The sequence below is a fragment of the Mangrovibacter phragmitis genome (assembly GCF_001655675.1).
Lineage (GTDB): Bacteria > Pseudomonadota > Gammaproteobacteria > Enterobacterales > Enterobacteriaceae > Mangrovibacter > Mangrovibacter phragmitis.
The window spans coordinates 260,165-284,041 of sequence record NZ_LYRP01000033.1 but is presented as its reverse complement, the minus strand read 5'-3'; the positions used below and the strand labels follow the sequence as shown (position 1 = coordinate 284,041).

Genomic DNA, 23,877 nt, shown 5'->3' with positions numbered 1-23,877 from the left:
TAAGCCAGCTATTTTTCTCTCCCTGTTTATGCTGTTTTCCCTGACTATTCCTTCGCTATACCCATATAATACGCAATGTTAAACTCCACTTACTCTTCAGCATTACTTTTGGTGTAAGTTACCCGCTTATTTCAAAATCCCACATTAATTATAAGAATTTTCACGTTATAAACGGCATGACACAACATTATAAAAAACTACAATAACTGCCGTAATTTCAATGTAATGATTAGTTGAGTGATTAACTCAGTACAAGGGAACAGGCAGGATAGTGGCAACAGCAGGCAGAGGAATAACGCGCTGCATTCATCTCATTCAGTCATCAAACAGAGTGTATGGCAGTCAATACATATTGCTGTAATGCATGAGAGCACAAGATAACTGTTACACCTGAATTATTTCATCAAAAAGGATGTCTGATGATTTATCTAATTGATAAAGTGCTGTATTTCCGCCCGGATGATGGCGCTATCTGGTGGAGCACACCCAATGAAAGTAACACGGTTCTGACTACTACAGCCAGCCGTCTGCTATGGCTTTTGCTCGAACGCCAGGGTGAGTTATTAATGCGTGACGACATTATTTACCATGTCTGGACGCGCCATGGTCTGGAAGGCTCAAACAATAGTCTGAACCAGTACATCTCTACCATTCGTCGGTCACTGGGCGCATTTGGTCTTGAAGGCGAAATTATCAAGACAGTGCCGCGACTGGGTTTTATGTTTTCCCGGGAAATTAACGTTACCCGCCTCCCTCCCGCTCCACCGCCATCAAGTAAGGAAGATCTCCAGGCAAGGTTCATGGTACAGGAACCAATACAGCCCCCGGCATATCCTGCCCAACGAGTTGCCACAACGTTACCGGAGCCCCCCAAAAAAGGATGCGCATGGTATCAACGCAGCTGCTCACCATATACCGTTGTGCTGGCACTGCTGGTACTGCTAATTGCAGGCGGGCTGGTCACCCTGCTCCATTTAACCGGTTCATCCTCTGTGTATGAAGCAAAGCGGGTTGGTGTTATTGGCCATTGTGAACTTTACAGCCTGCCGCCGCACCCTAATGAAGGGCATCCCAATACCATTACTCTGGCAAGCCAGTTAGTTGCTTCCAGTGAGCTCCCGTGTCGTGAATCCGGCGTATTTTTCTTTCAGGCCGACCCTGGCGTATTTGAAAAATCTACCGGGCGTTTCTATGTTGCCTCTTGCGAAAAAGAGAGGGATACCCTGCAGTCCTGCGTCAGTTTCATATCTAATAATGCTGAAAAGGTACTGAGTAACTTAGTGGAGTAAACACTGAGCCACCGGGCGACAACGTGTCTGGCGCAGACAATTCAGGCAGAAATATAATGAAAGTCCCGCCTGGGTATTATTTTTCACCCAGGCGGGATAACGACAGCAGCCGTTGAATGGTTCAAGCTATCAATTTAGGGCATTACTGAGCGTAACCTTCTTGATTCATGTGCTCAGCCACCAGCGTTTCATCTTGTTCTTCAGTAATTTCTGGTATTGTCAGACTGGCGCTGACACCCCAGTAGTAGCACACCAGGCTGATAACGACTGACAGGAACATATCCCAGGGTGAGCTGATGACCCCAGAGCCGCCAAACGTGCCAAGCCCGGAAATAACCATCATGGCAATGTAATAGGCCAATAACCACCATGCACACCCCACATCACGCTGATGATGTTTTCCTTTCCTTGCAAACAGTGCGTACAAAGCCCAGGCAACAATCAAAATAGGCAGCAGAATGATGTTAACCGACCAGCCACTCCAGTAAACCAACATGGTACTGGCAACAAAAGCCAGCGGGCTCAACAGATTAAACAGCGGCAGGCGGAAAGGACGGTGTAAATGAGGCAAATGGCGACGGAAAGCCCCGGCAGAAATCGGACCTGGCAGATAAGTAAAGACCGTTGCGGAAGTCACTGCGCCAATCAACCCACCCCAGACCTGGAATTCAGAGGGCAAAGTCCATGCAATAGCCAGTACCAGAGACAGCCATAAAGCACCGCGCGGCACACCTGATTTTTCGTCTATTTTGCCAAACACTTTAAATAAATGGCCATTACGCGCCCAGGCAAATAATACGCGGCTTGCGCCAGCAAGGTAGATGTTGCCTGTGCCTGCAGGAGAGATAACCGCATCCACCAGGATAAGGTTAATCAACCAGGTAATGCCAAGGCTGCGAGCCAGATCAGCATAAGGTGATTGCAGAACCTGTTTCAGTCCATCCCAACCGTGCGCACTCAGCGCTTCAGATGGTACTGCCCCCAGGAAAGCATATTGCAGCAGCAAATAGATAACGAAACTTAACCCAATTGCAATCATGATAGACAGCGGAACATCGCGTTGCGGGTTCTTTGCTTCACTGGCGAAATCCACTGCCTGGCGGAACCCCAGGTATGCAAAAACAATCCCGGCTCCGGTCAGTGAGGAGAAAATGCCGTGAGCACCACCAGGCGGTGGCGGTGGCACATCCAGGTTGGCGCCGTGGAAATACATGAACAGAGTAACAATTGTCAGCAATGGCACAATAAATTTGAAAGCGGTAACAATGGTATTAACCCGGCCAAAGACTTTCACACTCCAGTAGTTCAGCAAGAAAAAGACTAACAACAAGCCAATCTGGACCGCAAAACCTGCCGCTGTCGGGCTGCCATCCGTATGACCCAGTGCAGGCCACCAGTAAACGGCATACTGGCGTACCGCTTCTACTTCCACCCCTGCCGTACTGGTATAAGCAAGTAATGAACTCACACCAATGACAAAACCAACTACATTACCATGTGAGTAGTTAGGGTAACGAACAAATCCCCCGGCGCGTGGTAACGCCGATGATAATTCAGCAAAAACCAGTCCGATTAATAATACAATTATGGCACCCAGGATCCATGCCCAGCCTGTCTGTGCACCGGCATATCCTGCACTGGTGAGTGCAGCATAAAGCCACCCAGAGCCAATCATTGACCCTATTCCCAGCAGAGTGAGATCAACTAATCCCAACCCTTTTTTCAGCCCATGTTTCACCATCTGACCTACCTCTTATTTTCAGTTCCGGCACTCACTGGCCCGGCTATCTGAACGTTTTGTTGATGTGATGTGTTGTGTGACAGGACTTCAAAAGCAGGTTGTATGCCAGCCAGAGTATCTATGGGTAAATAAATGTGTCTTTTTATAATTAAGGTGTCGCAAGGTAAATGAATAATGAAATTTGCAAACCTGGCCGGTTAATTCGGCCAGGATAAGACAAGTGGGCGACGGATAAACGACAGGGTATTTGCAAACAGCAACCTGATCGCACCTTAATAGTGCGCAATGCACAAAAATAGTGCAGAAGTAGTCAGGGCGGGTATTACGCGAGATAAACGCCGTTAAGCCAGGCGAATGACATCCAGGTTTTACACCACCAATAAAGCGTTATGCCTGATTCACTGGAGCCTGAGCCTCAGGAGCTTTGTTACCTGTTAGTATGCCCGTTCAGGCTAATTAACACTGGAGGCTGGCGCAGCGCACCAATATAACGCATAGCGCACAAAAAAAGTGCATAACTTATTAACGCTGGCGTCATGTGAGCTAAACGGCGTTAAGCCCGGTGAGTGGAGTCCAGGTTTGGCACCAATAAAGCGGTATACCCACTTTATTGGTGCCTGAGTGCCTGGTACTTTGTTGCCTGTCAGTATGCCCGTTCCGGCAAATTAACGCTGGCGGCGGGAGACGAAATCTCGCCGTGCCTGGCCGGTGTATAACTGGCGCGGACGGTAAATCTGCAAAGGTTCATCGACGGTTTCATGCATCTCATTCCAGTGTGCAACCCAGCCCAGAGTGCGCCCCACGGCAGTTACAACCGTAAACATGGTTGATGGCAGGCCCATCGCTTTAAGAATCACCGCAGTATAAAAATCCGCACTTGGGAATAACTTATTCTTAATAAAGTAGCTGTCATTCATGGCGATATCTTCCAGAGCCATGGCAACCTGTAACAGGCTGTCCTCCATCCCCTGCTCTTTAAGCACCTTGTGGCAGGTTTCGCGTAAAATCGCCGCACGCGGATCCGAATGGGTATAACGTGAATTACCAAAACCCAGACGGCGGAATACCGAAGGTTGTGCCATAGCGCGCTGAATAAATGCCGGTATTTCATCAATCTCACGGATCTCTTCCAGCATGCTCATACAGGCTTCATTGGCCCCGCCATGTTGTGGCCCCCATAAAGAAGCCAGGCCAGCAGCAATACAGGCAAAAGGATTCGCACCAGATGACCCGGCGGTGCGCACAGTCGTGGTGGAAGCACACTGCCCGTGATCAGCATGGAGGATTAAAATCTGGTTCATTGCCTGCTCAAGTACCGGGTTCACCACATAGGGTTCAGCCTGTATACCAAACAACATGTGCAGAAAATTACCGGCATAGGAGAGGGAATTACGTGGATAATTGGCGGGTTGCTCAACCGTATACTTATAGCTCATGGCTGCAAGCGTTGGCATTTTTGAAATGAGGCGCACTTCAGCCAGCCGGCGATGTTCCGGGTTTGAGACATCAACCATTTCATGATAGAAAGCCGCCAGCGCCCCTACCAATGCACACATTAACGCCATCGGGTGGGAATCACGGCGAAAGCCACTGCACATTCTGGCCATTTGCTCGTGCACCAGTGTATGGCGAGTAATTGTATGGCTAAATGCCTGATATTCCTCTTCGGTTGGTGCGTCACCGTATAGCAGAATATAACTCAACTCCAGGAAATCACACTGCATCGCCAGCTGGTCAACGGGGTAACCGCGGTGTAGCAGTATGCTTTGTTCAGTATCGATATAACTAATAGCAGATTTACACCCGGCGGTATTACTGAAGCCTGGGTCGTAACTACACAGCCCTTGTTGCCCTAACGGGCGCAGATCCAGAGCTGACTGCCCAAGGGTACCGGGTAGCACATCCAGCCCCACCGACGAGTTATCGTCTGAGAAAAGGGTAAGTTGTTGTGTCATGATGTTTATCTCTTCCTGCCTGTCAAAGTATCAATAATGAGCGATGCGGCCCTGTATCAGCACCTGACCCCACCAGAGTAATAGTAAATATCACCGGTATTGGGTTCTTTGATATCAACTCGTCAAACATCACATTGCCCGGTATAGCTATACGTCCATTGCTATATCTGCTCAGCGGGTACTGGCGAGAATGCGTCAACACCTGATTAGTCGCACTGTCTGAGCCACACTACCACTTTCAGGTAGCCCTGCGCAAAGACGATTCCAGTATCCAGATGTGACCTCCTCAGTATTTTATGCGCTATAAGCCCTCAAATAATCAGAATTAAAAATCAAATAGATATAAAAAATCAGATAAACACACCGAAAACTTCGTTAATTCATTTATAAATACCATAAGAGACATAATTTGTTCACACTGCAACTCCTATTTATATCAGCAGGGACTGGCATCAACGATGCTTACAGGTTACAAATTCGAATCTATTCGCCGCCTTAACAATCAGGGAATCATTGCCTGGGAAATGCTGTCAACACTGCGTCCCAATATCGACGCGGAAGTATATTTCTCCTCCCTTCCCGAGGAAAAACGCATATCACTTTTTGCAAACCAGGTAAATTATGCACTTTATACACCCTGTGCTCAGCGCTATTATATTAATGCTGACTCAGGCGTATTCCTGTCATCAACAATGGCAGAAGTGATCGCTGGCCATAATTTCTACCGACCAAAATTTGCACTCGAACTCACCGACCTGTGTAATATAGTGCAGTTCTCATCGGTACAGATCAGAAAATTACGCCAACGCATCTCCCAATTACACGCAATGAACATTCAGGTATGGGCCGATGATGTCACCCCCGCTTTGATTCAGTTTCTGCTCAAAGAAAGATTCTTTTTTTATGGGGTTAAAATAGATAAACATGTATTCTGGAACCTGCGCGGGTACCAAAAGCGCCTCAATGATTTGGTCGGTAAGTGCCAGACACTTTGTGATAAGGTATTGATTGAAGGTATAGAAAACCACCACGACTTTTTATCAGCACAAATCAGCGTGGCCGATTATGGCCAGGGTTATATGTGGAAACCAGTTGCACATTCATTTAATTTGTAAACCCCTGCCGGATAAATTCAGAAAAATACACAGCCTACCGGTTTTTTATTCTTACAGCGTGAAGCGTGATTACTTCTCCCAAACCTATTTATGTAACTAAATAAACCACCAGTTATTTTTATTCTCATTTCATTCACAATACCAGGAATGCGCCATATTTTTTATCTTTTTATATTCTTTTTTAATTTTGAATATTACTTTATATAGCACTTAAACATTCGGGCCCTGAACGGCTACGACGGTTCCCCGGTAAGTTCAGTCGGATTCCAGAAACACCTACCGGTCATTATCAAAGCCAGATTTTCTTAAATAAGAACATATTGATATGAAGGTTAAAAATATTGCTTACGCCTGCGCACTGGCAGTGATTTCTTTCGCCAACCAGGCGGATGATAATACCAGCATGCATGTTACGCTGCAGGTGATGAAGTCCTGCTCACTCTCAGCCAGTGATATGGATTTTTCCCGGCACAGCTCTGCTGATACCAGCGAGATAACAGCCAGCAGTGAACTCAGTATTACCTGTACCAAAGGCACGCCCTGGAAACTCACCGCAGATTCTGCAGATCAGGCAAACGGCACATTCTACCTGCACCCATCCAGTGATATGACAGATGCCGCGAACATTGCCTACAAACTCTACAGTGACGCCAGTAAGTCAGAGCAAATCACCAGCACTGACGGGCTGGAAAGCACTGGCACCGGTACCCTACAAAACCAGACACTGTATGGCGTGATTGAAGCCAACGCACTGACAAGCGCGGTCGCAGGCCAGTACGACGACGATGTAAACCTGTATTTAACCTATTAACCGATGAAAACCAGAGCACTCATTCTCATTTCCTGGCCGTTTTTCATGCTGGCGCTTACACACTATGCACTTGCGGCCACCTTACAGGTTGCCCCGGTGAATATCGGGATGACAACTGAACAACAAGCCACAGCTGTATGGCTCACCAACACAGGTAGCCTGCAAGAAAGTGCGCAAATTCGCCTGTATCAATGGAATCAGGTGAACGGGAAAGACGTTCTTGAACCCACGACGACACTGGTCAGCAGCCCGGCAATAACCTCGCTGGGGGCAGGTCAAAAGCAACTTATCCGCTTGATTGCGCTTAAGCCTTTTACCGCAGATAAAGAGCACAGTTTTCGGCTGATTATTGATGAACTGCCCGGCGAACAAGCGAACAAGGATGACCACCATGCCATCCATTTTTTGCTGCGCTATTCCATTCCGGTGTTTATCGCCAGCCATTCACTTCCCGGCAATGATAACCGTAAAACAGCCACCTGCCAGTGGGACTCTGCCCACCGGCAACTGGTATTACACAACCAGGGTTCGCGCCATATAAAACTCAGTGACTTGCAAGTCGAAAACCAGCAGGGCCGCCAGCTGCACCATGAGGATGGTTTAGTCGGTTATCTGTTACCCGGATCCTGGCAGGCTATTTCTGTGCCTGCATCGTTATTGAATCAGGCCGTCACTTTGAAACTGACACTCAATGAAGTGCCTTATGAATGCCCGCTCAACCATACTGTTGCTACTTTTAACAGGGTTACAGCCGCAACTCACCTGCGCTGAAACAACGCTCGTGGGAAGTCATGTTCAATGGTTGTCAGTCAGTGTTAATCAGGCTCAGTCACCGGGATTATATGCCGTACAAGTAGCTGGCACGGAAATAGGGCTTAAGCAGCAGGATTTACGCACCCTGGGCATTGGCCCTGCCAGCAGCAAATTACCGCAAGGTGAATGGGTTAAATTAAGTGATATACCGGGTATATCAGCCACGTTCGATGCGCTTAACCAGCAGTTATTCCTGTCTGCCAGAATGGCCGCATTGTCCAGGCGCCAGTACCTGGAAAACCAGCCCCACGATGTGCAACCTGGCATGCCCACTACTGACACACGCCTGGGTCATCTGACTTTGGGCTACAGCCTGAATGCCACTCATTCGACTGGCTACCAATATGCCTGCGCACAAACCAGTCTGACATCATCAGGATGGCTTCCCGGTACCCTTTACAGTAGCTTTAACAGCCGTGTGGCAGAAAACCCACAAGAAACGCAGGACCGGACTACCCGGCTAATGACCGCCTGGCAACTGGATGACAGCCAGCACCAAATTTCCCTGACGCTGGGCGATGCTATTACTTCCGGTGTTAGCTGGAGCAGGCAGGTGCGTTTTGGTGGTATTCATCTTGCCCGCAACTTTCAACTGACGCCACAACTGAATACGTCACCCCGAGCCGAATACAGCAGTACCGCAGTACTGCCATCAACCGTGGATTTATACATCGACGGACTGAAACAGAGCAGCCAGCAAGTTGTGCCAGGCCAGTATATTCTCGCCACACAACCCACTTTCACGGGAAATGGTCAGGCCGACATTGTGATTACCGATATCAATGGGCAGCGTAAAGTGGTCTCACTGGATTTGTACGGTGCGCCGCAGATGCTGGCCGCAGGGTTGAGCAGCGGTACGCTGGATGTGGGCTGGATGCGACAAAATTACAGCCTTAACTCAAATGACTATGCTGCGAAGCCGATGCTGGATGCCGGCTGGCGCTATGGTGTCAATAACACACTGACTTTGGCACTGCATACCGAACAACAACGCGCAGCCCGGAATGCCGGAGTCGGTGCTTACTGGCTACCATCACCCTGGGTTGGCGTGTTAAGCGCCCATATCGCTGTCAGCCATTCCCTTACGGCACCTGGGAAGCAGTGGGGTGTTGGCTGGCAATGGAATGGCCGGGGATACGCATTCTCTGCCAGTACCACGCTGCGGGAAAATACGTTTACCGATATCGCCAGCACCAGTGGCGCTGTGGCCGCGCGGCGCAGTGACGCCGTCTGGGCCAGTACCCGGTTAGGGCCACTGGGGCAACTTGGCATGGGCTGGGTACGCCAGCACACCGCAGGAAACGATGAACAGTACCTGAACGCCTCGTGGTCCAAAACCTTTTCCCACGGGGTGAATACCAACATAACCTGGACGCGGGATATTGCCGGCAGAGATTCACAAATCAACTTCACACTGGCTGTTCCATTCGGTTTTCATGACCAGGTCTCTGTTCAGAGTAGTGGCAGTCGCCAGCAATGGCGCTATCGCCACCAGGCCGATAATGACCAGGGCGGCTGGTCCTGGGATGCCGGGCAATCCAATGGCTACCAACAATATCACTATGCTGATGTTGGCAACCTTAACCGCTATGGCGAATGGCACCTCGGTATCAACAAAGCGGAAACAGAAACCAGTGGCTGGTTAACGGGCGAAGGCAGCCTGACGCTGCTCCGTGGACACATCTATGCCATGCGCCAAAGCCACCAGGGGGTTGCGCTGGTGTCCAGTAACGGTATTCCATCGGTTCCGGTCTACCAGGAAAACCGCCTGGCGGGCAGGACAGACGACAAGGGATGGTTACTGCTAACAGAACTGCCAGGATACCACACCAGCAAAATATCCATCGACCCGCTTAAGCTGCCGGCCTCCGTTCTGACACCGGTAACGGAGCGCTATATTTCACCAGGAACCGGGCAGGTCGTGCTGGTTGATTTTGGCATGAAAGAAGCGCTTTCCGTTGTGGCGCGCCTGGTTGATGCCCACGGTGCCCCGTTACCCCTGGGAAGCCAGGTCCGAATCAAGGGTGACAGTACCACCAAAAGTGTGGCCCGTGATGGCATGATTTGGCTGGAGAACCCGACACTGCCTGCTGAACTGGAAGTCACCACTAACCAACACCGATGCCATGCCCGCCTGCCCGCCAGGCCTGCCGGGCAGGCTTATCTGCAACCAGGGAATATTCTATGTCAGTGATGGCTCACATACTGAAAGTGGCTTGCCTGTGCGCTTGCCTGATATGCCCGGCAAAAGCTATGGCCGCCAGTTGCTGGATAACCCATGGCGCCAGTATTGCTTTTGGCACCATCGCAACAGACAGTGTTAACCAAACGCAAACCCGTGTGGGCTACGCGTGCCAGGCAGATTATGGCACAACCCAATACTTTGCCGTCTGCCTGTCCAGCCAGGAAGAACCCCCGTTCATTATGACCTCTAACGGCGATGAACAGGGCCACACTTACTCATTGCAATTTAATCTGTACAACGCCAGCGACAGCTCGCAAATGCTGGCATCTTCAACAAGTGGTAACCTGATACAGCAGGTGTTTTCTGCCGGAAACAATCAGCAAACAAGCGGCACTTTCCCGTTAATTGCCCGCATGCCATCCGGCCAGAGCCCGGTGCCCGCCAGAAGTTACTTTAACTATTCACTGGGAATAAAAATCACCTGGAACACCAGTACCCAACAAAGCACGTTAACCCCCTGCCAGAACGGCATTAGTAGCGGCAGTGCCACTGACAGCTCCAGTAACGCGAATGCAACCATTTCTACTGGCTGCTTTATTGAAAGTGTCAGTGCGCTCGACTTCGGTACTGTCAGTGCTGACAGTATCCGTTCTGGCATACGCTCCACCGCTACATTACGCACCCACTGCCCTCCGGGAACCCAGTTTTCGATAGGTCTTGATAACGGAACCCATGCCACGGGCACCACGCGGCAACTTTGCAGTGCCAGTGGCGACTGCCTGGCTTATTCACTCTGGCAGGACAGCGCAACCACATCCCCCTGGGGGAACAACCGTGGGGAAAATACGCTGGAAACAACCAACAGCAATGGGAATGTCCAGGATTACACCATTTATGGCGTTGTTCCCGCACAGTCGCCCCCCGCAGCAGCGACCTACACCGATGATGTTGTCGTCACGCTGAGTTATTAAGCACCCTGTAAACAGAAAGACAGAGAAACAAAATGACCTGGCTGATTGCTTCCACAGTAATTTACAACCCTGAAGATGGCGTGCTGACACATATCAGTACCCCGGATGATCAGAGTATCACCCTCACCACAACCGCTAACTTGTTACTGGCATTACTGATACACCACCAGGGGATTGTGGTGGAGCGCGATACCCTGCTGCATGAAATTTGGGACCAACGTGGGCTGCGAGGTTCCAGTAGTTCGTTGAACCAGTACATCAGTATCCTGCGTAAGACACTGAGCAGTTTTGGCCTGAATTTTCCCACTATCATCACGGTGCCCAGGGTGGGCTTTATGTTCAACAGTGAGCTGGTTGTCAGCCAGCAATCAGGGCTTTCCCCTATTGAGAGCCCGTCACAGGAAAGCCGGGGGCAAAAAATACCGCTGCAAAACACCCCGGTGCGCAGGAAACAGGCACCGTGGTTATTCCCACTCGCTGTCGCCCTGGCCAGCATACTGTTTGTGGTGTTGACCCCGGCACCCGCCGCTATTCCTGCAACGCCGGTGTTCCTGTTAACACAAGTTAATCAGTGCCCGGTCTACACCTTTACCAAACTGCCCGATGCCTGGCAAAAACCAATACAGGCTCTGGCGAAAACGGCTCTGTCCATTGAACATCTGTCCTGCCAGCAGGGCACGGTATTTTATCTGCATGCACAGGATGCAATTGTCTATCAGGGCAACGGGCAACTGGCGATCATTGAGTGCTCGCTGGCGCAGCAAACCAGCGAAACCTGTCTGACTCACTATTTCCGAGGGTGGTCATCATGAAATGTCGGCCACGCTGGTTTTACCTGAGCGTATGCACTGTAACCGTTATGCTGTCAGCAACCCTGACTGGCTGGCACATCCACTCTGCTCCGCTGGATTTTAGTTGCCACGGTAACCTCGTGTACCACGATACGCTGGAGAGCGCCCCGGTGCGTTTTGACGGTGAAATTGTCGCTAACTTTTTACCTGATGGTGAAGGCAGCCTGAATATCAAGGGCATTTATACTTACCACAATCAGCAAGTCCCCGTTTCCCGCCAGGCGTTAATCTCGTGGAAAACGTTACACAATAACCTTTACGATGTGCGGGTAACCAGCGTGATACCTTACAGCCAGCAAAGCCTTCCGGCTGGCCTGTTTGACCACACAATTATTGGCCTGAAAGTGGGTGAGCACCAACAATTGCGCTTCAACCGCCTGCCCGGCGGCGCAGTGAATCTCAGTGATTTTTATTCTCCCGTTCTGGTTTGCACTGAATAAGAACGGAAGTACCACTTGAAATCAAACAATCTGCCTGTGGTGTCAGCCAGCTTTCATATTGCCGATATATACTGGGCACCTATTTTGATTACAGGAGGCAATCATGGCACATGCGTTACCGGACATCGCGTTCTTTCACCAACTGGCAGATGCCGCTGCACAGCAGACTCTTCCGCGTTTTCGTTCAGCTCAGGAATTGCATGTTGGCAGCAAGCCCAAGGAGGGGTTCCGGTTTGACCCCGTCACCGATGCAGACCGGGAAGCAGAACGGGTAATCCGCCAGATTATTACGGAACATTACCCGGAACACAGCATTCTCGGTGAGGAATTTGGGGCAACAGGGAGTGGCCCATTGCAATGGGTGCTGGATCCTGTGGACGGCACCCGCCCTTTCCTGTGTGGTTTACCGGTTTGGGGAACACTGATTGGGTTGTATGAACATGGCCGGGCGCGCATGGGGATGATGAGTCAGCCCTTCACCCAGGAACGGTTCTGGGCTGATGGTAATGCGGCCTGGTGGCGCAGCCCGTATGGCGAACACCGCCTCACTTCCCGTACTGGTATTTCACTGTCTCAGGCGATTTTACACACTACCTCGCCTGAACCTGTTCCCCGCTTCCCGGCAATCCGTTTTACTGACCTGGCCGAACGTGTACTGATGACCCGCTATGGCGGTGAATGCTACGCCATCGCCATGGTTGCCGCAGGCCATATTGATATTTGTGTCGAATACGGCCTTCAACCTTACGATATCGCCGCACTGGTTCCCCTGATTGAACAGGCTGGAGGTGCCATTACCACCCTGGATGGCGGCAGGCCAGAACAAGGTGGCAATATTGTTGCCACTGGTTGCCCGGTACTGCACCAGACAGTGCTGGACTGCCTGAACGGATAACACCTGTGTTGCCAGCCCCGGGCTGGCAATCTCTCTACTCGAATACCGCCCCGCTTCAAACATCAATTATTTTGAATGATATCCGCAAATTGTTTTAATTTTAATCACACCGTGGTCACCTTACTATTATCACATCAAGGCGAAACGCCTTATACAGACCAACTAACTTAAGGAATACGACCATGAAATCCATCAAAACTTTCGTTGCAATTGCTGCTCTTTCTGTAATGTCTTTTGGTGCTTTCGCGCAGACCATTAGCGCAACGGCTTCCACACTGGATGGCGCTGAAGCTCAAATCGCAGCGCAGGCAAAACAGGCTGGTGCAGCTTACAACATCACAGAAGCATACGTTGGCAACCAGGTGCATATGACTGCCAACCTGAGCAAATAAGCCGTGCGCCCTCTGCCAGGCCGCCAGTCTTAACGTGCTTGCGGCAGTGGCAGGTTAACCAACAGAAGGAATACAAAATGAAAAAGACAAATCTTGTTACCGCTCTGCTGCTGGTTGCTACATTTTCTTCAGGTGCCATGGCTGCAGGCAACACGTTTTCGCGCCCGGAAGCCGGGTCAAATATCGACAACACGGTTCACCAGAACCATATTGAAGCCAGCCACGCGTTCGACAGAGAAAATTTGACTGCCGGTAATATGCTGTAATTCAGTAAATGCCGGGGCTCCGGGCAGGGTTCCACCTGCCCCGCCCTGCACGAATGCCCTTTATCTCTGGTTCTTCACCAACACCTCTTGTCCTGCTTTGCAACAAACACGCTCTGCGCTGAACGGCACTTTCTCCTGGAATGGTAATGAACACCTGCGCGCTGTTTGACTCTGTGCACGGAATGCTTTCTCTGCCCGCAAAGTAAATCAGTGACATATCTTTCACTAACACCAACAGCGATTGTCACTTGCCAGGCATGCCGCTATCATTCCGGCATGATGCGGGGGGCATGAATGATGATAGATAAATATTCCAGTACACCGGTTTATTTACAGCTTGAGCAATATCTTAGCGAAGAGATAGCCAGTGGGAAGTTAAAGCCTGGCGATGCACTTCCGTCGGAAAATACACTGTGTGCTGAATTCTCAATTTCCCGCATGACTGCACGTAAAGCAGTGGATTACCTGGTTCGCCAGGGAAAAGTTGAACGCCGCCGTGGGCAGGGTACTTTCGTCGCCCGGCAGGAAAATAACCTGCGTATTTCACTGCCGCTGGACAGGCATCTTTCATCCAGCGAAGCCACTCTCGGAGCAGGCAAAGAAGTCACCAACCACCTGATTTGCCTCGTGCTGCAAAAATCCCCGCCTTCCATTGCCGCTCAGTTACATATTCCTGCGGGTACGAATATCTGGTTTATGAAACGCCTGCGTTTAGTGGGTGATGTGCCTTTTGTCTTTGAACAATCCTGGATGCTGGCCGCCCCTTTCTCCGACCTGAGTGAAACCGATCTCAACCGTTCGAAATATGCTTATATTGCCCGTAAAGGTTTTACGGTTGAACGCTCCGAGAAAGAGATTCGGGCTGAACTGCCTTCACAAGAAGTGCGCGATATGTTGGGCATCAACCGGGAGGAGCCAGTGCTTCATGCCACCTCTGTCGCCATGTTACGCGGGTTTGGCCCCTTCGAAATTTCCGATATTTATTATAATCAGCAACACTACCGCTTTACCCTGACAGCAACCCGAGACTAACCCGGTCACAGAAAACAGTTTGTGATCGTAAGCTTATTTTTTATTCACTGGGCTAGACAACTATACATACAAAACACTTATACTTATTCCCGAGCAGTGCCCCGTGCCATGCACATTAATTACAGGAAAAAAGAATGAACAGGACAGGTGCCTTTCTACAGGATTTAGGCAAAGCACTGATGATGCCTATTTCTGTTATTGCGGCTGCCGGAATATTTCTTGGCCTTGCCGCTGCCCTACAAAACCCGGCCATCGTTGGTGAGCACATTATTCATGCTCAGGCCATGCAAACAGTTATTGGTTTTATCAGAAAAGTATCAGGTGCATTATTTGTTAACCTGCCACTGCTATTTTGTATTGCCACGGCAATTGGTCTGGCAAAAGATGAAAAACCCACTGCAGCACTGGCAGCGGTTATTGGTTTTATCACTTTTCATGTTGGCGTTAATTATAGTTTAACCATCCAGGGCCTGACACCAGAAACCACTTCGGCCACGGCACTTATTTCCAGCGGAATGACACAGTCTGCTGCAGTAATGTATTCTGCCGAATTCACCCACGTACTGGGGATATTTTCATACCAGATGAGTGTATTAGGTGGCGTGCTCAGTGGTCTGATAACCGTACTGCTGCATAACCGCTTTTACACGATAAAACTTCCCACAGCTATTGCCTATTTCGGCGGGCGGCGGTTTGTCCCGATTATTACAGTCATGGTTTTACCGTTAGCCGGGGTAACCACATCACTGATTTGGCCTGTTATTGCCAGCGGCATTATTTCCCTTGGGCAGTTTATTGGTGAATCAGGCCCTTTTGGGACATTTATTTATGCTTTTACTGAACGTATTCTTATTCCAACCGGGTTACACCACATTCTTAATGAAACGGTTCGGTTTACTCCGGTGGGCGGCATGCTTCACATAAATGGTGAGAGTATTACTGGCGCGCTGTCTATCTTTAACTATGCGCTGGCGCATCCGGGAGAGATTTCCGACACCATTACCCGCCATGCCACTCGCTTTCTGGCTCAGGGGAAAATTCCGGTGATGATGTTTGGCTTACCGGGCGCTGCACTGGCTATTTACCGCTGCGCCCGGCCTGAGCATAAGCAACGAGTCAAAGCGCTGATGCTGGCTGGCGCGCTGGCATCTTTTACTACCGGCATTACGGAACCGCTGGAGTTCAGTTTTATTTTTGTTTCACCGGTATTATTTATTTTCCATGCCATTATGACCGGCTTATCTTTCGCCTGCTCACAATTACTCCATATTATGATTGGCAATATCCAGGGTGGTTTTATCGATTTTATGGTGTTCGGTGTTCTGGGTGGGAAAGCAACACAGTGGTGGTTCAGCCTGTTACTCGGTTGCATTTGGGCACCGGCTTATTACTTCACATTTAAATGGATTATTTTACGCAGTAATGTCAAAACGCCTGGGCGTGAAACAGACAGTGAAACACCTGCCGTGGTTAGCGCCCACCACCAGGAAGATACGCTGAGTGAACAAATTATTACCGGGCTTGGTGGCAGAGAAAATATTCACGCAGTGGACTGCTGCTTTACCCTGTTACGGGTAAAAGTACATCAGACAGAAAAAGTGAGTGAAAGCCTGCTCAGGAAAACCGGTGCCAGTGGGTTTATTCGGGCAACAGAACACGATATTCAGGTTATTTACGGCCCACAGGTGGAAAGTGTTGCCACTGCTGTAAAACAACATTTATTGACACAACCAACCCATTAAGGGAATTCGTAATGAAGAAAGAATTTAATATTGTCCTTGTCGGTGGTGGTTCCACCTGGACGCCAGGTCTGCTCAAAGCGTTATGTAAATTAAAATCTCGCCTGCCATTAAAAAAACTGGTGATGTTTGACATCAATGAAGAACGCCAGAAAGTGATTGGTGAGTTTGCCAAAGTTTTATTCAGTGAATCTTATCCGGAATTAGAATTTACTTACACAACGGATAAAGCAACAGCCTTTCGCGATATGGATTTTATTTTCTGCCAAATGCGTACTGGCGGTTTTGCCATGAGGGAGAAGGACGAAAAGATCCCTCTTAGCCTGGGGGCGATTGGCCAGGAAACCTGTGGGGCCGGAGGTTTTGCTTATGGTATGCGGTCCATTGGCGACATGATTGACCTGGTCGAACAGGTGCGCCAGTATTCACCGGACGCTTGGATCCTTAACTACACCAACCCGGCCGCGATTGTTGCTGATGCCCTGAATAAACGCTTCCCGGACGAAAAGCGCCTGCTGAATATTTGTGACCAGCCCGTCAACCTGCTGCGTTCCTATGGACGCCTGCTGGGCAAAGACCCGTCAACCTTTGACCCGGTCTATTTTGGCCTGAACCATTTTGGCTGGTTTACTCATTTATACGATGAACACGGCCAGGATCTGGCTCCGGTACTGAAATCCTTTATTGCTGAGAATGGTTTCAAACCGGTTGATGCCGAACAGCGGGATAAATCCTGGCTGGAAACCTACGCCGCAGTCGCGGATATGTTGCGCGATTTCCCGGATTACCTGCCAAATACCTATCTGCAATATTATCTTTACCCTGAATATAAACTGAGCAAGCTCAATTCCCACTATACCCGCGCTAACGAAGTAATGGACGGGCGGGAAAAACGGGTTTTTGATGAATGCCGCCAGGCAGTAGCAGAAGGTACCACCCGGAATGTTCATGTTGTGCATAATGATGCGCACGGCGACATGATTGTCGAACTCGCGGAATCCATCGCCTTTAACCTGAAAAAGAAATTTATTGTCATGGTGCCTAACCAGGGTCTGGTGGAAAACCTTGATGATGATGTGATGGTGGAAGTTACCGCAGAAATCGGTTGCCATGGGCCAAGGCCTTATGGCGTAGGTAAAATTCCGGTCTTTTATAAAGGGCTTATCGAACAACAGTTCGCCTATGAACGCTTAACAGTTGAGGCCTGGTTCGAAGGGTCTTACACCAAAGCATTACAGGCGCTGACATTAAACCGTACTATTGTGGATGCGAAAAAAGCCCGCAGGATATTAGATGCACTGATTACTGAAAACAAAGCCTGGTGGCCGGAATTGCACTAAACACAGCGTAACGCACTGGCGCAGGCCCATTCATATAGCCCTGCGTCAGTGCCATTCAGCCTGAATATTAACGCGGCCAGGCTCTGTCCATCGGGTCGGCAACGTCGCTGCGCGACAACCCAATATCTTTTAACTGCGCATCACTTAAATGCGATAACACACGTTGTGTTTTACGGCGCGCCCGCCAGTGTTTCCATGCCTGCCAAATCAGCACAAAGCCTTTAAACGGTGCCCTGGAACGGTTTTCATAAAACTCCATTATCTGCCTGCCCCCCATCTTGATGCCGTGGCTTTATCATCGCAGGGAAAGGCCGCACCAATACAGATGCAAAAATTACTTTTCTTTACCGTACAGATAACTCAATATGAGATCTGCATGGTGTTTTTTCACCCAGTCTGTACTGGTTTTCTCTTCTGTATGGCATCAATCAGGGATACAGCATGACTCGTTACCAATATCTGGCAACACTGCTTGCTCAGCGCATTGAACAGGGGCTCTGGAAGAGTGGAGAGAAATTACCGTCGGTGCGACAATTAAGCGCCGAGCACGGTGTCAGCATCAGTACGGTTCAGCAGGCCTACCAGGTACTGGAAAACCTGCAGCTGATCACTCCCCAGGCCCGTTCAGGCTACTTTGTTGCGCCATGTAAAGCACAACCCCCCGTCCCCGCAATGAGCCGCCCGGTACAACGGCCAGTGGATGTCACACAGTGGGATGAAATCATGACCCTGCTGGAAAGCCGGAAAGATAAAACAGTTTTGGCGCTGGGCAGTGGCTCACCTGACCTGAGCCAGACGACACTTAAACCATTGTGGCGTGAATTAAGCCGCCAGGTGCAACACAATCCTGATACCGTACTGGGTTATGACGACCTGGCAGGAAAAGCCGAATTACGTCAACAAATTACCCGCTTAATGGTAGACAGCGGCACCCTGGTTAGTGCCGATGACATCGTCATTACCAGCGGCTGCCAGGGCGCGCTCAGTGCCGCCCTGCTGGCGGTGTGCAAGCCCGGTGATATTGTGGCGGTTGAGTCACCCTCGTTTTACGGCACCATGCAAATGTTACGTGGTTTTGGTATTAAAACCATTGAAATTCCAACGGACTCCTGCCTTGGAATCAGTATTGAAGCACTGGAACTGGCGCTGGAACAGTGGCCCATTAAAGGTATTATTCTGGTGCCCAATTGCAATAATCCCCTGGGCTTTATCATGCCGGACGACCGTAAGCGCGCCGTTGTTTCTCTGGCGCAACGCCATGATATTGTGATTTTTGAGGACGATATTTATGGTGAGCTGGCTAACGACTACCCGCGCCCACGCACCGTTAAATCTTTTGATATAGACGGGCGCGTGTTGTTGTGCAGTTCATTTTCCAAAACCCTGGCACCGGGTTTGCGGGTGGGCTGGATTGCACCGGGCCGGTATCTTGACCGGGTACTGCACGCCAAATATGCCACCGCAGGCACTAATGTTCCTGCCACACAGTTGGCGGTAGCAGCGTTTATTCGTGACGGGCATTATACCCGCCATGTGCGCCGTATGCGCCGGGTTTACCAGCAAAACATGGAAGCCTGGACCTGCTGGGTTCGCCAGGATTTCCCCGATGGCATCTGTGTTACCCGCCCGGCAGGTGGCTACATGTTATGGATAGAACTCCCCGAACAGGTGGATATGGTGTGTGTTTCTCGCTGCCTGGCAAAGCTTAAAATTCAGGTAGCTCCGGGCTCGATGTTTTCGGCATCGGGCAAATACCGTAATTGTCTGCGGATTAACTGTGCCCAGCCATTAACCGAAACCAACCGGGAAGCCCTGCGCCAGATTGGTAATGTGGTGTATGAAGCGCTGGAGGACGCTAATACACTCACACCACCGAAAGCGCCAGTCTGACACGCCAGGCAGTTGCACAAGGATGTGCGCAACAGCCCGGCGTTTCACTCACTTAAATTTGCGCCATGCCGCCATCAACAAACAGTTCAATGCCATTCACAAAGCTTGCTGCATCGGAGGCAAGAAAGGCCACAGCCTTGCCAATTTCTGATGCTTCACCCAGGCGGCCCAGCGGCACCTGAGCTGCCAGCGTGTCGTATAACCCCTGGCGGTATTCGTCAGGCACCAGGCCGCCAAGACCCGGTGTACGGATTGGGCCCGGGCTGACCACGTTCACGCGGATATTGCGCACTTTCAAATCCAGCACCCAGGAGCGGGCAAAATTACGCACAGCGGCTTTGCTGGCACTGTACACGCTAAAGCTGGCAGTCCCTTTCACTGAGGTGGTTGAACCGGTGAGGATGACGGACGCGCCGTCCGTCAACAACGGCAGTGCTTTTTGCACGGTGAACAACACGCCACGCACGTTGGTGCCGAAGATGTCGTCAAAATGCTCTTCGGTGATTTCGCCCAAAGGCAGCATATCGCCACCGCCTGCATTAGCGAAGAGAATATCCAGTTTCCCGACTGTTTTCGCGATTTGCGCGTAAACCTTATCGAGGTCTGCCAGTACCGATGCATCGGCTCGAATTCCGGTAACACTACCGCCGATATCCGCGATGGCGGAATCAAGCACTTGCTGGCGGCGGCCAGTGATGAATACCCGGGCACCTTGTGCCACCAGCTCTTTTGCTGTTGCCAGGCCAATACCACTGGTGCCACCGGTAACTAATGCAATTTTACCGTTCAGTTGTTTGCTCATTTTCATTTCCTCTATTCAGCAGTCTTATTTAGCAACCCGCCCGATGTGTGCGGTGTATGGCGCTACAGTACCGCGGGCATATTTATTGAAAAATAGCGAAAAATTAAAATGACTATTCACAGGTGTGTATAATCAAGAAAAACTGATACGTGGAGGTGAAAATGGACCAACTGGTAGCCATGCGGGTATTTGCCCGGGTTGTGGAGTCAGGTAATTTCACCCGGGCGGCAGATTCACTGAATATGCCTAACGCCACGGTCAGTAAATTGGTTCAGGAACTGGAAGCACACCTTGGCGTTCGTTTACTGCAACGCACCACCCGCCGCGTAACAGTCACGCCAGAGGGCCATGAGTATTATGAAAAGAGCACGCGAATATTGCGCGACCTGGAAGATATCGACAACGCATTCAGTACCGCACGCAGCAAACCACGTGGAGCGTTACGTGTTGATATCGGTAGTTCCACTGCCTGCGATGTGTTAATTCCCGCTCTGCCGGATTTTCTGGCCCGTTACCCCGATATTCGCCTTGATTTAGGCGTTTCAGACCGCTCAGTAGACCTGGTTAGTGATAACGTGGACTGCGTGATTCGCGGTGGCGCACTGGAAAGCTCGTCGCTGGTTGCCCGTTATATTGGCTCCGCCACTTTCGTTACCTGCGCCACTCCATTTTACCTCAAATGCTACGGGACACCGGCTACCCCAGAGGAACTGAAAAACGGGCACCGGCTGGTGAGCTATGTATCGCCACAAAATGGCAAGGCCACACCGTTTCGCTTCGAACGCCAGGGAGAGAGAAAAGAAATTAAGATTGACCACCGTATTGGTGTTAACGAAAGCAATGCACACCTGGCGGCAGCCCTGGCCGGGATAGGGATTGTACAGACATTCCGTTATTGTGCCGGAAAGGCAATCGAAGCCGGTGTGCTGACAGAAATTCTGCAGGAGTGGCGCCCGGCACCCTATCCTTTCCATGTGGTTTACCCACAAAACCGCCACGTCACACACCGGTTACGTGTGTTTATTGAATGGCTGCTGGAATTCTTTCCGCAACGTGTGGCGGGTGCGCCTCATCAACCTGGCATTCATCAACCGGGCAAATAGTGGCAGGCATAGCTGGTACTACTTTTTCTTGTTAAGCATCGATTTTAAATCGGCAAATGGGTTATAGGTGGCAGCACCAACGTCTTTTTGTGCATCTTCCCCTGCCACAACGCTTGTGCCGTACTGCTCCGCTTCCGTGTACTTCGAGTGTTCGTGATCATGGCAATACAGACACAATAATTCCCAGTTACTGCCATCTTCCGGGTTATTGGTATGGTCGTGATCGATATGGTGAACCGTTAATTCACGCAGGTTGGAGTACACGAACTCGCGTGAACAGCGCCCGCACACCCACGGGTAGATTTTCAGTGCTTTTTCACGGTAGCCACTTTCCAGCCGTGCGTAGTTTTTAGGGATCAGAGCCATTGCCGTATTACCTGTCGAGTAGAAATAATTTCACACTATATCCCATAACGGGGGAAAGTGTCTGGCGAACAAACCGGCCTGCTGGTGTCAGTAACCTTCTCACTTCTGAAAAACAGCGAGGCCGCGCCTCATTGACCAAGCAATGAAGACAACTGCCATCAATAATCAACTCGAACATGGAATTCTGTAGCTGAAAAAAGTGGCACATATCCCCCATAAGAAACTGAGCGGACAATTTCAACGGGAAGGCGGCCGTCAGATAAAGAAATGATGTTGGGTTATTGTGTGAATGCCGTGCCAGAGAAAAAATGCCCACTGTGCGCCAGGCAGACGTTTGAAAGAATAACCAGCGATATTGCTGGCTCGTTTCGCCGTTTTTTACCAGGGCCAGGTGTTATTTTCATAGTCAAGGAACAGATGTTTTTTATCATTACGGTGTAGCTCAATGACATTAACCATTCCGTTGACGCTGGTTTTCACGTCAATCTCTGCTTCAACTGCGCCGTCCAGCGTGCCCATCGCTGTCGCGACCCAGCCCGGATGAACAGACAGTACAGTATGTTCACCCTGTTTCAGATCCATATAAATACAACGAGCCAGCATATTCAACGCCACTTTACTGGCACGGTAGAGCTCCAGACCTATGCCAGGTTCGGTATTGCCCGCAATGCTGCCCCGGTGTGACGACATAAAAACCAGCGTGCTGGCAGGTTTCATGAACGGCAGAAGGTGTCTGGCCAGACGGGCAGGCCCAAAGGTATTGGTCATCATTATTTGCTGGAATTCAGCATCCGACGCCTGCAACACGGACTGATGCAAGGGTCCGTAGATCCCGGCAACCATAAAAATAATGTCAAACGCCCGTGCACCAAGGCTGTCGATAAAGGGCCTGATATGGCTCGCATCAGTTACATCAATCTCGCCGGTCGTGAGGTTATCCGGATAATCCCTTTCCAGAGCAAGCAGGGAAGATACATCAGCATCTGGTAAGTGCGTGGCAAAAACTTCCCAATCTTTTTTCAAATAAGCTTCTGTCAGCCCCAGCCCAAGCCCTTTCTCAGCCCCAACAATCAAAATACGCTGTCTTTTCATTATTGCTGTGCTCCTGGTTACTGTGCGGTATAACCGCCATCTGCCATTAATATTGTTCCCGTAACAAAGCTGGCTTTAGGTGATGCAAGCCAGGTAATTGCTTCGGCAATTTCTTCCGGCTGAGCCACTCGTCCAAGTGGGTGAACATGACCATAGCTGGACAACGTGGCACGGCTGTCTTCCACGATACCGGAAAGAATATTCGTTTCGACGACGCCGGGTGCCACCGCATTAACCCGGATACCATACTCAGCCGCTTCCAGAGCCAGCACTTTGGTCAACTGGGCTATTGCGCCTTTAGAAGCCGAGTAAACCGAAGTTGCTTTCATGCCAACCATGCTCACAACGGACGCCACATTGACAATCGCTCCCTGTCTGCGGGGCTGCATGACCTTCAGGCTTTCTCTACTCAGGAGAAAATATCCTCTGGCATTAATGGCCATAATGCTGTCCCACTCTTCAGCCGATGTCTCGGTAGCAAGTTTATTCAGGGTCTTACCCGCATTGTTGATGAGAATATCCACCCCACCGAATTCTGCCTGTGCGAGCTTCACAGCGTCGATAACCTTCTGCTCCTGGCTGACGTCACAAATATGAGTCACCACCTGATTTTCCCGGGCCAGAGAATGAACCTCCGGGTTAATATCCAGGGCCAGCACCTTCACTTCATGGCTCAGCATTAGCTTTACTGTCGCCCTGCCAATATCGCCTGCGGCCCCCGTAACAATCGCCACTCTGTTTTTCAAACCTAAAAAATCTGTCATGTTTACTCCTCTCCTCATTTCCTTC

General features: G+C 50.2%; 24 protein-coding genes. 16 read left to right on the top strand and 8 right to left on the bottom strand.

Features of this window, described 5'->3' with window-relative positions; all coding sequences use genetic code 11:
• Positions 1 to 419: 419 nt before the first annotated feature.
• The gene (locus tag A9B99_RS16905; RefSeq protein WP_064599508.1) at positions 420 to 1,289 is read left to right on the top strand and encodes a winged helix-turn-helix domain-containing protein; all 870 of its coding nucleotides are present in this window, start codon (positions 420 to 422) and stop codon (positions 1,287 to 1,289) included.
• 142 nt (positions 1,290 to 1,431) lie between these two features.
• On the opposite strand, the gene A9B99_RS16900 is transcribed toward A9B99_RS16905, so the two are convergent.
• A complete protein-coding gene (locus A9B99_RS16900) occupies positions 1,432 to 3,030 on the bottom strand; it encodes an APC family permease (RefSeq protein ID WP_064599506.1) in 1,599 nt (532 codons plus the stop codon).
• Between the two features lie 665 nt (positions 3,031 to 3,695).
• A complete protein-coding gene (locus A9B99_RS16895; RefSeq protein WP_064599504.1) occupies positions 3,696 to 4,988 on the bottom strand; it encodes a citrate synthase in 1,293 nt (430 codons plus the stop codon).
• A 521-nt stretch (positions 4,989 to 5,509) separates the two neighbouring features.
• Between A9B99_RS16895 and A9B99_RS16890 the strand changes: the two genes are divergently transcribed.
• The 13 genes from A9B99_RS16890 to A9B99_RS16830 all read left to right on the top strand — a co-directional run bounded on the left by A9B99_RS16890 (position 5,510) and on the right by A9B99_RS16830 (position 17,835).
• Complete coding sequence (locus A9B99_RS16890) at positions 5,510 to 6,100, top strand: EAL domain-containing protein (protein WP_197499286.1); 591 nt, start codon at positions 5,510 to 5,512, stop codon at positions 6,098 to 6,100.
• A 325-nt stretch (positions 6,101 to 6,425) separates the two neighbouring features.
• Complete coding sequence (locus A9B99_RS16885; protein WP_064599498.1) at positions 6,426 to 6,911, top strand: Csu type fimbrial protein; 486 nt, start codon at positions 6,426 to 6,428, stop codon at positions 6,909 to 6,911.
• Between the two features lie 45 nt (positions 6,912 to 6,956).
• A complete protein-coding gene (locus A9B99_RS16880) occupies positions 6,957 to 7,682 on the top strand; it encodes a fimbrial biogenesis chaperone (RefSeq protein ID WP_197499285.1) in 726 nt (241 codons plus the stop codon).
• Between the two features lie 10 nt (positions 7,683 to 7,692).
• Complete coding sequence (locus tag A9B99_RS16875) at positions 7,693 to 9,918, top strand: fimbria/pilus outer membrane usher protein (RefSeq protein ID WP_231889207.1); 2,226 nt, start codon at positions 7,693 to 7,695, stop codon at positions 9,916 to 9,918.
• A complete protein-coding gene (locus A9B99_RS16870) occupies positions 9,909 to 10,880 on the top strand; it encodes a Csu type fimbrial protein (protein WP_064599492.1) in 972 nt (323 codons plus the stop codon). Before A9B99_RS16875 ends, A9B99_RS16870 begins: the two co-directional genes overlap by 10 nt.
• A 32-nt stretch (positions 10,881 to 10,912) precedes the next feature.
• Entirely contained in the window at positions 10,913 to 11,692 is a 780-nt protein-coding gene (locus A9B99_RS16865; RefSeq protein ID WP_064599490.1) for a winged helix-turn-helix domain-containing protein, read from the top strand.
• The gene (locus A9B99_RS16860) at positions 11,689 to 12,171 is read left to right on the top strand and encodes a hypothetical protein (protein ID WP_064599488.1); all 483 of its coding nucleotides are present in this window, start codon (positions 11,689 to 11,691) and stop codon (positions 12,169 to 12,171) included. Before A9B99_RS16865 ends, A9B99_RS16860 begins: the two co-directional genes overlap by 4 nt.
• A gap of 103 nt (positions 12,172 to 12,274) precedes the next feature.
• Positions 12,275 to 13,066, top strand: a complete 792-nt coding sequence (gene hisN, locus A9B99_RS16855) for a histidinol-phosphatase (protein WP_064599486.1) — start codon at positions 12,275 to 12,277, stop codon at positions 13,064 to 13,066.
• A gap of 182 nt (positions 13,067 to 13,248) precedes the next feature.
• Entirely contained in the window at positions 13,249 to 13,458 is a 210-nt protein-coding gene (locus A9B99_RS16850; protein ID WP_064599484.1) for a YdgH/BhsA/McbA-like domain containing protein, read from the top strand.
• A 77-nt stretch (positions 13,459 to 13,535) separates the two neighbouring features.
• Entirely contained in the window at positions 13,536 to 13,724 is a 189-nt protein-coding gene (locus tag A9B99_RS16845; protein WP_064599482.1) for a hypothetical protein, read from the top strand.
• Positions 13,725 to 14,018: 294 nt separating this feature from the next.
• Positions 14,019 to 14,756 (top strand): GntR family transcriptional regulator, encoded by a 738-nt coding sequence (locus A9B99_RS16840; RefSeq protein WP_064599480.1) that lies wholly within the window; start codon positions 14,019 to 14,021, stop codon positions 14,754 to 14,756.
• Positions 14,757 to 14,890: 134 nt separating this feature from the next.
• Positions 14,891 to 16,498 (top strand): PTS transporter subunit EIIC, encoded by a 1,608-nt coding sequence (locus A9B99_RS16835; protein WP_064599478.1) that lies wholly within the window; start codon positions 14,891 to 14,893, stop codon positions 16,496 to 16,498.
• Positions 16,499 to 16,509: 11 nt separating this feature from the next.
• The gene (locus A9B99_RS16830) at positions 16,510 to 17,835 is read left to right on the top strand and encodes a 6-phospho-alpha-glucosidase (protein ID WP_064599476.1); all 1,326 of its coding nucleotides are present in this window, start codon (positions 16,510 to 16,512) and stop codon (positions 17,833 to 17,835) included.
• Positions 17,836 to 17,902: 67 nt separating this feature from the next.
• On the opposite strand, the gene A9B99_RS16825 is transcribed toward A9B99_RS16830, so the two are convergent.
• Positions 17,903 to 18,094 (bottom strand): DUF1127 domain-containing protein, encoded by a 192-nt coding sequence (locus A9B99_RS16825; RefSeq protein WP_064599473.1) that lies wholly within the window; start codon positions 18,092 to 18,094, stop codon positions 17,903 to 17,905.
• Between the two features lie 182 nt (positions 18,095 to 18,276).
• Here A9B99_RS16825 and A9B99_RS16820 point away from each other — a divergent pair, with 182 nt between their 5' ends.
• A complete protein-coding gene (locus A9B99_RS16820) occupies positions 18,277 to 19,725 on the top strand; it encodes an aminotransferase-like domain-containing protein (protein ID WP_064599471.1) in 1,449 nt (482 codons plus the stop codon).
• Positions 19,726 to 19,777: 52 nt separating this feature from the next.
• Here the strand turns inward: A9B99_RS16820 and A9B99_RS16815 are convergent, their stop codons facing one another.
• Complete coding sequence (locus A9B99_RS16815) at positions 19,778 to 20,527, bottom strand: SDR family oxidoreductase (protein ID WP_064599469.1); 750 nt, start codon at positions 20,525 to 20,527, stop codon at positions 19,778 to 19,780.
• A gap of 161 nt (positions 20,528 to 20,688) precedes the next feature.
• Between A9B99_RS16815 and A9B99_RS16810 the strand changes: the two genes are divergently transcribed.
• Positions 20,689 to 21,630 (top strand): LysR family transcriptional regulator, encoded by a 942-nt coding sequence (locus A9B99_RS16810; RefSeq protein ID WP_064599468.1) that lies wholly within the window; start codon positions 20,689 to 20,691, stop codon positions 21,628 to 21,630.
• Positions 21,631 to 21,648: 18 nt separating this feature from the next.
• Here A9B99_RS16810 and yajD read toward each other — a convergent pair whose 3' ends face one another.
• The 4 genes from yajD to A9B99_RS16795 all read right to left on the bottom strand — a co-directional run bounded on the left by yajD (position 21,649) and on the right by A9B99_RS16795 (position 23,852).
• Positions 21,649 to 21,996, bottom strand: a complete 348-nt coding sequence (gene yajD, locus A9B99_RS16805) for an HNH nuclease YajD (RefSeq protein WP_036109773.1) — start codon at positions 21,994 to 21,996, stop codon at positions 21,649 to 21,651.
• Positions 21,997 to 22,003: 7 nt separating this feature from the next.
• Positions 22,004 to 22,312, bottom strand: a complete 309-nt coding sequence (locus tag A9B99_RS24425) for a class I SAM-dependent methyltransferase (protein ID WP_331710063.1) — start codon at positions 22,310 to 22,312, stop codon at positions 22,004 to 22,006.
• Between the two features lie 62 nt (positions 22,313 to 22,374).
• Entirely contained in the window at positions 22,375 to 23,088 is a 714-nt protein-coding gene (locus A9B99_RS16800; RefSeq protein ID WP_064599466.1) for an SDR family oxidoreductase, read from the bottom strand.
• Between the two features lie 17 nt (positions 23,089 to 23,105).
• On the bottom strand, positions 23,106 to 23,852 hold the full coding sequence (locus A9B99_RS16795) for an SDR family NAD(P)-dependent oxidoreductase (protein ID WP_064599464.1): 747 nt from the start codon (positions 23,850 to 23,852) through the stop codon (positions 23,106 to 23,108).
• Between the last annotated feature and the right edge of the window lie 25 nt (positions 23,853 to 23,877).

Bases quoted from the DNA above. Each gene is read 5' to 3' on its own strand.
- A9B99_RS16860 (WP_064599488.1), top strand. From the start codon at position 11,689: ATGAAATGTCGGCCACGCTGGTTTTACCTGAGCGTATGCACTGTAACC.
- A9B99_RS16835 (WP_064599478.1), top strand. From the start codon at position 14,891: ATGAACAGGACAGGTGCCTTTCTACAGGATTTAGGCAAAGCACTGATG.
- A9B99_RS16885 (WP_064599498.1), top strand. From the start codon at position 6,426: ATGAAGGTTAAAAATATTGCTTACGCCTGCGCACTGGCAGTGATTTCT.
- A9B99_RS16840 (WP_064599480.1), top strand. From the start codon at position 14,019: ATGATGATAGATAAATATTCCAGTACACCGGTTTATTTACAGCTTGAG.
- A9B99_RS16800 (WP_064599466.1), bottom strand. From the start codon at position 23,088: ATGAAAAGACAGCGTATTTTGATTGTTGGGGCTGAGAAAGGGCTTGGG.
- hisN (WP_064599486.1), top strand. From the start codon at position 12,275: ATGGCACATGCGTTACCGGACATCGCGTTCTTTCACCAACTGGCAGAT.
- A9B99_RS16880 (WP_197499285.1), top strand. From the start codon at position 6,957: ATGCTGGCGCTTACACACTATGCACTTGCGGCCACCTTACAGGTTGCC.
- A9B99_RS16795 (WP_064599464.1), bottom strand. From the start codon at position 23,852: ATGACAGATTTTTTAGGTTTGAAAAACAGAGTGGCGATTGTTACGGGG.
- A9B99_RS16865 (WP_064599490.1), top strand. From the start codon at position 10,913: ATGACCTGGCTGATTGCTTCCACAGTAATTTACAACCCTGAAGATGGC.
- A9B99_RS16890 (WP_197499286.1), top strand. From the start codon at position 5,510: ATGCTGTCAACACTGCGTCCCAATATCGACGCGGAAGTATATTTCTCC.
- A9B99_RS16825 (WP_064599473.1), bottom strand. From the start codon at position 18,094: ATGGAGTTTTATGAAAACCGTTCCAGGGCACCGTTTAAAGGCTTTGTG.
- A9B99_RS16870 (WP_064599492.1), top strand. From the start codon at position 9,909: ATGTCAGTGATGGCTCACATACTGAAAGTGGCTTGCCTGTGCGCTTGC.
- A9B99_RS16810 (WP_064599468.1), top strand. From the start codon at position 20,689: ATGGACCAACTGGTAGCCATGCGGGTATTTGCCCGGGTTGTGGAGTCA.
- A9B99_RS16820 (WP_064599471.1), top strand. From the start codon at position 18,277: ATGACTCGTTACCAATATCTGGCAACACTGCTTGCTCAGCGCATTGAA.
- A9B99_RS16850 (WP_064599484.1), top strand. From the start codon at position 13,249: ATGAAATCCATCAAAACTTTCGTTGCAATTGCTGCTCTTTCTGTAATG.
- A9B99_RS16900 (WP_064599506.1), bottom strand. From the start codon at position 3,030: ATGGTGAAACATGGGCTGAAAAAAGGGTTGGGATTAGTTGATCTCACT.
- A9B99_RS16830 (WP_064599476.1), top strand. From the start codon at position 16,510: ATGAAGAAAGAATTTAATATTGTCCTTGTCGGTGGTGGTTCCACCTGG.
- yajD (WP_036109773.1), bottom strand. From the start codon at position 21,996: ATGGCTCTGATCCCTAAAAACTACGCACGGCTGGAAAGTGGCTACCGT.
- A9B99_RS16905 (WP_064599508.1), top strand. From the start codon at position 420: ATGATTTATCTAATTGATAAAGTGCTGTATTTCCGCCCGGATGATGGC.
- A9B99_RS16815 (WP_064599469.1), bottom strand. From the start codon at position 20,527: ATGAGCAAACAACTGAACGGTAAAATTGCATTAGTTACCGGTGGCACC.
- A9B99_RS16845 (WP_064599482.1), top strand. From the start codon at position 13,536: ATGAAAAAGACAAATCTTGTTACCGCTCTGCTGCTGGTTGCTACATTT.